Genomic DNA, 11,766 nt, shown 5'->3' with positions numbered 1-11,766 from the left:
TCTTCACTATTCCTTTATCGTAATGCCGTATTGTTGGAACCATACGTGCACTTGGCCGAGATACGCCAACAGCTGCGGCCCTGTCATTAACTGCCCGAACCAAGGCGCTTGGAACGATTTACCTTCTGTTTCTACTAATTCTTCCAATTTTTTAGTATCGAAAAATTCGTAAAGAATCGACGAACGATCATGTAGTAATTCTTTTACCCAATTTTTTACTAACTTTGTATAAAGCGGATGGTGTGTTTTCGGATATGGGCTTTTTTTGCGGTATAGCACTTCCTCTGGCAAAATTCCTTCCAACGCCTTGCGCAAAATTCCTTTTTCGCGGTTGCCGTACATTTTCATCTCCCAAGGAATATTCCAAACATATTCCACTAGCCGATGATCGGCGAACGGCACGCGGACTTCTAAACTTGCGCCCATGCTCATGCGGTCTTTTCGATCCAAAAGCGTCGTCATAAACCAAATCATATTCAAATAAAACAACTCGCGCCGCTTGGCATCTTCCGCGCTTTCCCCTTCCAGCCTTGGAACCTCAGCAATCGTTTCGCGAAAGCGCGTTTGCACATACTCGTCGAGCCGCAGTTTCTTTTTCCATTCCTCTTTGAACAAATCAATCCGCGCCTCCGTCGAACGCATCCAAGGAAATCCCTTTCTCTCTAAATCATCAGTGCGGTGAAACCAAGGGTAGCCGCCAAAAATTTCATCAGCGCATTCTCCAGACAAACTAACAACAAAATTTTTGCGAATCTGTTTGCAAAACCATAGTAAAGAAGAGTCCACATCAGCCATGCCTGGAACGTCTCGGACAACGACCGCCTCCCGCAAATGGTCAAACAGGTCTTCTTGGCTAATAACGCAGTGATGGTGAATAGTTTGAAAAGTTTCCGATATCAGTTCAATAAAAGGAGCGTCCGCATGTGGCTGAAAATCATTTGCTTGGAAATATTGGTCGTTTCCTTCGTAATCAATAGAATACGTATGAAGCCGCCCTCTTCCTTCTTTCGCAAACGCCGTTGCAGCAATGGCGGCAATGGAACTCGAGTCAATCCCGCCTGATAAAAATGTGCAAACGGGCACATCGGAAACAAGCTGGCGCGTAACAGCGTCAATAAGAAGGAAGCGCAGTTTTTCTGCTGTTTCATCTAGCGAATCTCTATGCACATCACTTTGCACATTCCAGTAGCGCCATACTTTTATTCCGTTGCGGGAAAACGTTAACGCATGCGCCGGGCGCAATTCTTTCATTCCACGAAACACCCCGTGCCCCGGCGTCCGCGATGGGCCCAGCCCAAACACTTCCGCTAATCCTTCGTAGTCCACTTCCGCTTTTACATCCGGATGCGCCAAAATCGCCTTCATTTCCGAACCAAATAAAATGCTATCACGAGCATACCGGTAAAAAAGCGGTTTTACGCCAAGTCTGTCTCGCGCTAAAAATAGCTGTTCGCGCTGTTCATCCCAAATCGCAAAAGCGAAAATTCCGTTCAAATAGTCGACGCAACGTTCTTTCCACTCCATATAAGCGTTTAACAATACTTCCGTATCTGAATGCCCTCGGAACGTATACCCTTTTTTTAATAATTCTTTACGAATATCTTCCGTGTTGTACAGCTCTCCGTTATAACAAACAGTATAACGATACCCGTGTTTCATTCTTGTCATCGGCTGTTTGCCACCTGCTGGGTCAACAACAATAAGGCGCTTATGCCCAAATGCAGCATGCTCGCTAAACCAAGCATTCGTATCGTCAGGTCCGCGTTTCGCCAATGTTTCTGTCATTTTAAAGATCGTTTCTTTTTCTGTTCGCAAATCGCGCTGAAAATCAACCCAACCGGTGATACCACACATATGAACCAATCCTTTCTTTATAGATAGGAAAAAGTTATTTAACTCGTTCCGATCTCCATTTCTGTCTAGCTGCGACAGCCATCCTGTTTCGTCCGCGCCGCAGTATTTTTTTACCCGCAGTTCTTTTTATTTAGCACCCTCCGTATTGGCATAATTCCATTTTATGCAGCACTTCTCATTTCGATGAATTGTCCGATCGCAAGAACGATGCGTATAAATCGGGAACAATCTGGCAAAACAGAAAATAAAGGAGGAGAAGGAAAATTGGATATCGAACGTCGCCTTCCATTGATGAACGAACAAAAACGCGCCTATACGCAAGGAACAATAGAATTTATAAACGATGAGTGGATCTTTTTTGATGACGAAGATGAGGAATCGTCATTGCTAGAGGAAATGACAGAAGGGAATAATATAGAGGTTTTCCGTTACGGCGATTGGATATGTGGCCATCTCCAAACAGGCGGGATCGTCGATATAGGCATCGGCTCTTTTCCCCTGCAACACGGCGATCGCGTCCGTTTTCGGAAGCGGCTTCCATACGCTTATCAGCAATGGCTCGAATCGCTTTCCGACAAAACGTTTATTCGTTTTGTGCAATGGTTAAATGAACACGGCTTTTCTTTATACGATTGCTTATACTGCTATAATGGGTTATTATTTGAAAAATATGCAGGCGTTAATTTTATCATTTACGATAACACCGAACTCGTCAGCAATGTCCAACATTACTATGAGCGTGGAAACACATGCAAAGACCGCTTTGAAATCACGTTTAATACCGGAAAACGGTTTGTTTGCGCGCAATTTGGATAACGGGGAAAGAGCATCGTCTTTCCCCGTTTTATTTTGGGCTTATCATTATATACGTTGACAACTCCTCCGCAGTTGCCGGCCGATATAACGCATATCCTTGCGCGTAATGGCAATCAAGCGTTTTTAGCAATTGGAGATGTTCGCCCATTTCAACCCCTTCGGCCACTATTTTTAGCCCTAACCCGTGCCCCATCGTAATGATCGCTTTTACAATAGCGATATCGGAAGAGTTTGTATGGAGCTGCTTAATAAAAGAGCGATCGATTTTCAATATGTTTGCCGGTAAATTTTTTAAATAACTAAAAGAAGCGTATCCGCTGCCAAAGTCATCAATCGCAATGCCGACGCCGATCCGCTGTAATTCTTTCATTACTTGAATGCTGTGATGAAGATTGCGAAGCATAGAATTTTCCGTTAATTCTAAGTGTAAACAATTCGGAGAGAGCCGTGATTGCGCTAACGCCTGTTTTACATCATCAATAAAACTTTCATGCTGAAATTGCGCGGCTGATACGTTGACAAATATAGAGAGTTGTTTATTACCTGATTTTTGCCATTGTTTTGTTTGCTTACAAGCTGTTGCCAATACCCACCTTCCAATTTCATGAATAAGCCCCGTTTCTTCTGCCAATGAAATAAATTGATCCGGCCTAACAAGCCCCAGCTTCGGATGGCGCCAGCGAACTAATGCTTCGTTTCCGACAATTTCTCCCGTATTTATATCAATAATCGGCTGGTAGCATAGAAAAAACTCTCGTTTTTCCAGCGCCTTACGCAAATATCTTTCCATTTCTAAACGGTGCAACGTTTCATCGTTCATTTCTGCAGAATAAAATTGAACGCGGTTTCCTCCGCACTGCTTTGCCCTGTTTACAGCGATATCCGCGTTTTTTAACAACGAATGTGTATCGACTCCATCGTTTGGATAAAAGCTGATTCCGATGCTTGCCGTAATAAAAAATTCTTTTCCTTCATACACAATTGGCTTCATCACTTCTTTGGAAATACGAGTTGCTGTTTCAAACACTCTTTTTGAATTGATTTTCCCTGTCAAAAGCAAACAAAACTTATCTCCATGAAATCTTCCTAAATATGCCCCCATCGGCAAAACATGAAGGATGCGTTGAACAACTTGTTTTAAAATCTCATCTCCTGCATAATGCCCTACGCTATCATTAATGCGCTTAAAACGGTCTAAATCGATTAATGCAATCGCTAGCTTTCTATTTTTTCGCTTTGCCTTTTCCAACTGTTCGCCGATGGTTTCCATAAACTTTGTCCGATTTGGTAGATGGGTATCGGGGTCATAATACGCTAAATATGAAATTTTTTCTTCCGCTTTTTTCTGTTCGGTAATATCCCTGCCAATTCCATAAATTCCTACTTTTTTCCCATCAACAACAATCGGAACGTTCTTAATTTGAAATAATAACGTTTTCCCTGATTTTGTCGGGATCTCCAAATTATAATATTGGATTTTTCCGCGCAACGCCCGGTAAAAATGCATGCTGACGCGGCGCACATCGTTCGGATGGATGTATTTTAAAGCGTTCGTATGCAAAACTTCCTCTCTTTTGTAACCAAGCACTTTCTCAAACGCGGGATTCACGTTCATTAAATTGCCATGCAAATCAGTAGAATATACAATATCTGTATTATGTTCAAAAAGTGATTGCGATATTTGTGAGCGAACGCGAAGCCGCTCCATTTCCCGGGAATTGGCGGATAGTAAATGCGCAAGCGTCATTACCCCTTGCAAAGTTTTTGGAATCGATAAAGAAACGGAAACTCCGCTATTGGCTTTGTGATGATTTCCTTCCGATAACGCGACAATGCTAAACGTCGCTGAACGTATAGGATCATATCTGTCTTTGATTACTAACTCCGCAAACGTAAACGGCGCAAAAGTAGGGGCAACTTGCTCCAACGTCGCAGTTACTTGCTGCAGCGCGGGATATGCATAACCTTGCACGGCCGCACTTCGATAGAAAAAAATCGCTTCCACTGGCTTTTTCGCTAATTTCGTTAATTCATCAGACATACGCCAAAACAGTGACGGCAAATGAACGAAACTAAGCTTAACGGTTTCTCCTTGATCGACGCGACCATTTATTTCAATCGAACCATCCTTATTTGCTTTGACAATCGATAAACATTGTTTATTCCCATTTTTCTCCATAACGAATGGAAACTCTGCTCCTGAAAAAGGCAAGCGATCGATAAATGCCTTTCCTAAATAACGTTGCAACAATCTTGCCGCTTTTTTCCCATCAAGCTCGTATATTTTGTTTCCGCTACATTTCGTGACTCGAAAAGTGACGCCAACCGGTTCCCATAAAAACGGATGCGATGGTTGAACACGCAAAGAAGAACCGTTAAAACTAATCGCGATCATGCCGCCAGCGACAATTCCTTCATGCGAAAACAAACGCTCTCCTTCCTTCATTCGCCCTGCAATGACAACGGTTTGATCGTTTGCCAACGGTATATGGCGAATAAGTGAATGAAAATTGCTTTCTTGATCAGCAAATAAAAGAAGAAGATTCGTTTCTTCCGTGATAAGCGCATCCGAAATATATGTCGCAATCTCAAGTTCATTGGCAAACTCTTTATATGGCAGCAACACAGAGTGAACGCTAACTTTTTCAAACACCGTAAAACAGATGAAAAACCGATCGCAGGAACCGAAAGATTCGCCGTATGTCATTCCAAATAGCTGCGCTTGCGGAAGACAGCGACAAATCAATTCAATCATTTCACGAAGCTTGCGCTGTTCCGCTTTATGCGCTGCTATTTGCACAAAAATATGTTTATGTTGGGCAAGGTGGTGCTGTGCGATAAAGTCATGCAATTGTTTTGCATCATGGCAATGAAGGCGATACACGTTCATTATGTTTCACCACACTTATGCGAATGTTAGAAAAATTTGCAAAATATTCTTTCTACTAACATACCACATTTTTTCTATATGCAAAAGCGGCAATTCCATATGGAATCGCCGCCTGTTTCAAAAAATATCGAATCCTAGCGGTAGTGATAATCCTAAAAATAGTGCAAGCGCAAGCGCAATGATCCATTGAGTCCATGCAGCTTTCGCGCTTTTTCCTTTTTTCATGCTGATTAAAACCATCTCCATTGCTCCGATTAACCATAAGCCGGCAATCGTCTTGATAACATACAAGAGGGAAATTGAAGCGATGCTATGTAATAAAAGAACTCCTGTTATAATCGTAAAGATGTAAAACAGTCGGAGCACCATTTGCACGATTTTTGCCTTCGAAGATCCAGAACGCTGTAATGAAACGACGATCAAAAATAATAGAATAGTGATCAGCCAACTTGTAATATGCGCGTGTGTCATATCGTTCCTCCTTTTTTCCGACAATTCATTACCATCATAGCATGCATAGATATGAAAAAACAAACTTTATACACGTGAAACGTTTCCTGCATATTGAAGTCAAGGGTCAAATCCAAATTATTGTGTAAAATTCCCCTGCCAGTTCAGTAGACTTGGATTACGGGAAAATAAAACCGCTTTTTACCGTTTTGTTTTTACACAGTTTCGCAAACTTGATTATATCAAGCCCTGATTATTTGTGGAAAAATTCGTCCTCCGTCTAGCGAATTTAAGTCTCGGGAAAGTCAAACTACTTTTTGCCGTTTCTTTTTACACAAAACTGCAGACTTCATCCACATATTGGCGCGCAGACAAATGTTTATACAGATGCGCTTGCGCATATCATTGAATTTTCTGACATTCATATTCCTTTTCTGCTATAATGAAAAAAACAACAATCTATTAGGGAGGAAGCGGCATGAATAAAACAACGGAAATGATCCGTTTAACAGAACAATATGGCGCCAACAATTACAATCCTCTTCCAGTTGTTCTCACTAAAGGAGAAAGAGTATGGGTAGAAGATTTAGAAGGCAATCGCTATATCGATATGTTAAGCGCTTACTCGGCGGTCAACCAAGGGCATCGCCATCCGAAAATTATCCAAGCGCTAAAAGAGCAAGCCGATCGCCTCACGTTAACTTCGCGTGCGTTCCATAATGACCAGCTAGGCCCATGGTATGAAAAAGTCGCGAAATTAACAGGTAAAGATATGGTTTTGCCGATGAATACAGGCGCGGAAGCGGTAGAAACCGCTGTTAAAGCAGCAAGGCGCTGGGCGTACGACGTTAAAGGAGTAGAAAAAGATAAAGCGGAAATTATCGTTTGCGAAAACAACTTCCACGGCCGAACGATGACAGCGGTATCGATGTCCTCAAGCGAGGAATATCGACGTGGTTTCGGCCCGATGCTTCCGGGCATTAAAGTTATTCCATACGGCGACATAAACGCATTAAAGAAAGCGATTACAAAAAACACTGCCGCGTTTATTTTTGAACCAATCCAAGGGGAAGCTGGCGTCCGCATTCCTCCACAAGGATTTTTGCAAGAAGCGTACGATGTATGTAAAGAAAATGACGTTCTTTACATCGCTGATGAGATTCAATCTGGCCTCGGCCGCTCCGGAAAACTGTTTGCTTGCGATTGGGAAAACGTCGTCCCCGATATGTACATCCTCGGGAAAGCGCTGGGTGGGGGTGTGTTTCCTATCTCTTGCGTAGCAGCAAACCGCGATATTCTCGGCGTATTTAATCCTGGTTCGCACGGCTCGACATTCGGCGGAAATCCACTTGCATGCGCGGTATCGATCGCGGCAATGGACGTAATTATAGAAGAAAAATTAACGGAACGCTCGTTAGAATTAGGGAGTTACTTCATCCAAAAACTGCGGGAAATCCGGCATCCAGACATTAAAGAAGTGCGGGGAAGAGGATTGTTTATCGGCGTGGAACTTCATACTTCCGCTCGTCCATATTGCGAAAAATTGAAGCAAGAAGGGCTGTTGTGCAAAGAAACGCACGATACCGTCATTCGCTTTGCCCCGCCGCTCATCATTACAAAAGAAGAACTCGACTGGGCGATAGAACGCGTGAAAAAAGTGTTTGCTCAATCATAAAAGCGAAACGGGGCAGATAAACAGAAACGCCCCGTTTTTTCTTACTCTCCGATTTTATTTCTTAACGTTCCGATTCCTTCGACTGTAATTTCGACGACATCGCCTGTTTGCAAAAAGCGCGGCGGTTTCATTCCTTTTCCGACTCCCGCCGGCGTTCCAGTTGCGATAATATCGCCCGGTTCTAGCGTAATTCCGCGAGAAATCGTTTCAATAATTGTCTCGACATTAAAAATAAATTGTTCTGTACTTGCTTTTTGTCTTATTTCCCCATTTACTTTCGTCTCAATTTGCAGCTTATTTGGATTTTCAATGAGTGATTTATGGACGATCCATGGCCCCATCGGACAGAACGTATCTAAACTTTTTCCGAGCAAATATTGTTGATGCCGTTCCTGCAAATCCCTTGCTGTCACGTCATTGATAATCGTGTAACCAAATACGTAATCAAGCGCTTCTTCTTTGCGGATCGCCTTTCCGCGCTTGCCGATCACCACCGCCAGTTCTCCTTCGTAATCCAATTCGTCCGTCACATCAGCGTGGCGCAACACCGTTTCCTCATGTCCGATGACGGTTGTCGGCACTTTCGAAAATACAATGAGATGCTGCGGGATATCCGACTTTCCTCCTAATTCAATGGCGTGATCGACATAATTTTTTCCAACGCAAAAAATATTTTTCGCTGGACGTGGAATCGGCGCAAGCAACCGAACGTCATGTAAAGCATACACGTATTGTGCAGACGGATTTTCTTTTGCCCATGCAACAATTTCATTCGCTTGCTGAAGAAACTCATCCCCTAACTCAATGCATTCCAATAATGACGAAGGAATCGTTGTACGCTGACGCATCGCCTGTTCGGCAAGACGTAAATGAACGACCTTCCCCTCTTGCTCCATTACTCCAACAAATGCTTCGTTGCCGCGCTGCGCTGTAACAAATCTCACCGCAAAATCTCCTTTCCATCGAAATATACGCACTTGTTTATATTCTCTCTGTTCACGGAAATTCCTACCGTTTGTTGAATTTTGTCTAAATTAGTAAAATTATCACTTATTTTAACGAATACCTTTCCTTTTTCGTCGCCATATGTATAATAATGTTTAGCTCCTTTCACTCGTAAATTCCCGTGACATTCTTTTAGAAAAACCATTGTTTTATAATATCGCTGGCAAGACGCAGGGATCGCTTATCCTAAAATAAAAATTTCATTATGCAATGGATGCAAGAGAAGAAAGAAAAATTCCTCTACCATTAAAAAGATTGATGGTGAATACAATGGTCATTATTTTAATCGAGGAAAAGCGACAACAAATGATCGAATTGGCGTTGACGCACGGATTTACTGCCAAAGAAACGATTCAATGTAGCCAAGAATTGGACGAACTAATTAACCGGTATTTGCGGGAAACAGCGCCGATAGAATCCTCTTCCTCACCCGTCCCTCAGTAATGCAGCCGCATTAGGAGGGACTTTTTATTTGGGAAAGAACCGCTTTTTTTCTTTAAGCCATTCAAGCGGACCGATCCGAAAAATCGCCGCCAAGTGTATAATAGCTGACACCTCAATTGGTAATAACTGCAAATAACAACAGTTGAAACTAACCTTATCAAACCACTCCGCTTCCGCAATCCGATATCGGTCCGCTTTGGCAATGGCTCATCGCTCTATACTAATTAACGTAACGCCCCGTTTTCCCGACAGAATCCCAATACCGTTTGCGCAAATGCACTTTTTGAATTTTTCCCGATGCTGTTTTTGGCAATTCATCGACAAACGTGACGCCGGTGATCGCTTTAAAATGCGCCAATTTTTCGCGTGAGAAGGCAATCAGCTCTTGCTCTGTCACTTTATGTCCAGGGCGAACGACGACAAATGCGTGCGGCGTTTCTCCCCATTTTTCATGCGGCGCAGCGATAACCGCCGCTTCCAGCACCGCTGGATGTTCATATAAAACACCTTCTACTTCAATGGAAGAAATATTTTCTCCACCGCTGATAATGATATCTTTTTTCCGATCGACGATGTCGATGTATCCATATTCATCTACCGTTCCCATATCGCCGGTATATAGCCAGCCATTGCGGATCGTCTCCATCGTCGCCTCTGGGTTTTTCCAATACCCTTTCATCACATTGTTGCTTCTTATGACGACTTCACCGATCGTTTTTCCGTCATGCGGAACTTCATCGCCGCGTTCGTCCACCACTTTTACCTCGCAGCCGATCATCGGATAACCTGCTTTCGCTTTCATGCGATATTGTTTTTCAAGCGGCAAATCGCGCAAATGAGAGCGGATCGTAGAAATCGTGTTAAGCGGGGAAGATTCTGTCATGCCGTACACTTGGATAAATTCCCAGCCGAGATCTTGTTCCACGCGCGTGACAAATGATGGCGGCGGCGCAGAACCCGCGATCACAACGCGAACCGGATGGTTGATAACCGGCTTATGTTCGTCATAATACTGTAAAAGCATGTTTAATACGGTCGGCGCCATATGCATGACGCTAACTTTATATGTTTGAATATAGTCAAAAATCACTTTTGCATCGACTTTCCTTAAACCGATTTGCGTCGCTCCGTTTGCCGTATAATAAAACGGCGCTCCCCATCCGTTTACATGAAACATCGGCAATATATGCAAATACGTATCTTCGTCGGAAACGCGGAGATGATGCATCGACACTAACGCGTGAAGATAATTGTTGCGGTGCGTCAACATGACTCCTTTCGGATTTCCTGTCGTTCCGCTTGTATATAAAAGGCTGCATACATCGTTTTCGTCAATGTCCGGCCGGTCAAACGGCGTGCTAGGATGTTGCGCCAGCCATTCGTCGTAAGCGATTTCATTTGTTTCCGCATTTTTTTGATGAACAATAATCGTCTTTATCGTCTGCAGCTTCTCCTTAATTGGCGCGATTAAATGATATAAATCTTGATCAACAAACAATACTTTGCTTTCGCTATGATTTAAAATAAACAAATAATCATCCGGCTTCAGGCGGGTGTTCAGCGGAACCATAATCGCTCCAAGCTGAAACACGCCGTAAAACCCTTCTAACATTTCCAACGTATTTGGCGCCAAATATGCGACCCGATCCCCTTTTTCTACCCCTAATTGTTTTAGACCGTGAGAAAGCCGATTTACGCGCTCATTTAATTGGCTGTACGTGAACGCGCGCCCGGAGCATATCATTGCCGTTTTCTCCCCGTATAGTGAAACAGCCCTATCTAAAAATTGTGTTAATACTAATGGTACGCTCATTATCCCATCCCCCACAAAATATTTTAGAAAATTCGCAATTATATTATACACAATTTTCGATGATTACACTATGTTATAAAAAGAAAAAGATGGCCTTTTTTCATATAGCCATCTAATTATTTCCACGTACTCCAGCATCTTTTACATCAGGATCAAACGTATTTGTTACACTGCAAAATGTATTTGTCTGCAAAAAATCGCCTGTATTTCCTCCCCCCGCTCCCGAGTTTGCTTTCGTTGTACTTTTTGGAGCGATTTGCAGCACATCCCCCATGTTTACAGTCCCGTTTCCGCTTACACTCGTTACTTTAATTCCTCCGATAATCGTCGCCGGCATATCCATTCCCCTTTATATTTTTATTTACTATCATATGACAAAAAAATCGATTCGTCTGGACATCCATCGCGCGTTTAACCGTTTTCTCTTTTTTTCATACACTAACAGTAAGCATATCAATAAAGGAGGAAACGTATGCCGTCATTTATTAGCGGTCCAAGTGAACTACTCCCACTTAGCTTTGCTTGAAGTGGGAGCTTCTCAGTTCCACGACGAGAGCAACCTTTCGTCTCCCTGAGCGTAACTTCGGGTCGTCCCAACCCTAGGTGTCCGATGTGACAGAAGTTCTTTTGCACCTTGGCTATTTTACGAGTGGAAGGATCTGCTTGGTTTTCGCCGACTCATTTGTCCACTCAACCCCATATAGCCACTTATCAAAGAACATGGTATACATTTAGTTTATCATGCGTTTTGGCTAACGCCAATCGAAATTCATCTCCCGCTTATCGCTGGGCTATGCCCTTCACGCGCTTGAAGCGGGA

At 43.1% G+C, this 11,766-nt stretch carries 9 protein-coding genes; 3 read left to right on the top strand and 6 right to left on the bottom strand.

Annotated elements, in window-relative coordinates:
- Positions 1-6 precede the first annotated feature (6 nt).
- Positions 7-1,854, bottom strand: a complete 1,848-nt coding sequence (asnB, locus tag BM278_RS12335; RefSeq protein ID WP_090950129.1) for an asparagine synthase (glutamine-hydrolyzing) — start codon at positions 1,852-1,854, stop codon at positions 7-9.
- A 264-nt stretch (positions 1,855-2,118) separates the two neighbouring features.
- On the opposite strand from asnB, the gene BM278_RS12330 reads away from it, so the two are divergent.
- On the top strand, positions 2,119-2,670 hold the full coding sequence (locus BM278_RS12330) for a DUF2777 domain-containing protein (RefSeq protein ID WP_090950127.1): 552 nt from the start codon (positions 2,119-2,121) through the stop codon (positions 2,668-2,670).
- 28 nt (positions 2,671-2,698) lie between these two features.
- On the opposite strand, the gene BM278_RS12325 is transcribed toward BM278_RS12330, so the two are convergent.
- Both BM278_RS12325 and BM278_RS12320 read right to left on the bottom strand, forming a co-directional pair.
- Positions 2,699-5,560 (bottom strand): EAL domain-containing protein, encoded by a 2,862-nt coding sequence (locus BM278_RS12325; RefSeq protein ID WP_090950125.1) that lies wholly within the window; start codon positions 5,558-5,560, stop codon positions 2,699-2,701.
- A 117-nt stretch (positions 5,561-5,677) separates the two neighbouring features.
- Entirely contained in the window at positions 5,678-6,031 is a 354-nt protein-coding gene (locus BM278_RS12320; protein ID WP_090950123.1) for a YisL family protein, read from the bottom strand.
- 457 nt (positions 6,032-6,488) lie between these two features.
- On the opposite strand from BM278_RS12320, the gene BM278_RS12315 reads away from it, so the two are divergent.
- Complete coding sequence (locus tag BM278_RS12315; protein WP_090950121.1) at positions 6,489-7,685, top strand: ornithine--oxo-acid transaminase; 1,197 nt, start codon at positions 6,489-6,491, stop codon at positions 7,683-7,685.
- Between the two features lie 41 nt (positions 7,686-7,726).
- Here the strand turns inward: BM278_RS12315 and BM278_RS12310 are convergent, their stop codons facing one another.
- Positions 7,727-8,629, bottom strand: coding sequence for a fumarylacetoacetate hydrolase family protein (locus BM278_RS12310; protein ID WP_090950119.1), 903 nt, complete (start codon positions 8,627-8,629; stop codon positions 7,727-7,729).
- Positions 8,630-8,960: 331 nt separating this feature from the next.
- Here BM278_RS12310 and BM278_RS12305 point away from each other — a divergent pair, with 331 nt between their 5' ends.
- Positions 8,961-9,134 carry a Spo0E family sporulation regulatory protein-aspartic acid phosphatase gene (locus BM278_RS12305; RefSeq protein WP_090950154.1) on the top strand — a complete coding sequence of 58 codons (174 nt, stop codon included), beginning with the start codon at positions 8,961-8,963 and terminating at the stop codon, positions 9,132-9,134.
- Between the two features lie 220 nt (positions 9,135-9,354).
- Here the strand turns inward: BM278_RS12305 and BM278_RS12300 are convergent, their stop codons facing one another.
- Both BM278_RS12300 and BM278_RS12295 read right to left on the bottom strand, forming a co-directional pair.
- Positions 9,355-10,947: a fatty acid--CoA ligase gene (locus tag BM278_RS12300; protein ID WP_090950116.1), complete on the bottom strand. Its 1,593-nt coding sequence runs from the start codon at positions 10,945-10,947 to the stop codon at positions 9,355-9,357.
- A gap of 112 nt (positions 10,948-11,059) precedes the next feature.
- Positions 11,060-11,284: a spore germination protein gene (locus BM278_RS12295; protein ID WP_090950115.1), complete on the bottom strand. Its 225-nt coding sequence runs from the start codon at positions 11,282-11,284 to the stop codon at positions 11,060-11,062.
- Positions 11,285-11,766: the final 482 nt, after the last annotated feature.

Origin of the sequence: Parageobacillus thermantarcticus (genome assembly GCF_900111865.1) — a bacterium.
Lineage (GTDB): Bacteria > Bacillota > Bacilli > Bacillales > Anoxybacillaceae > Parageobacillus > Parageobacillus thermantarcticus.
This window is presented reverse-complemented; position numbering and strand designations above follow the sequence as displayed.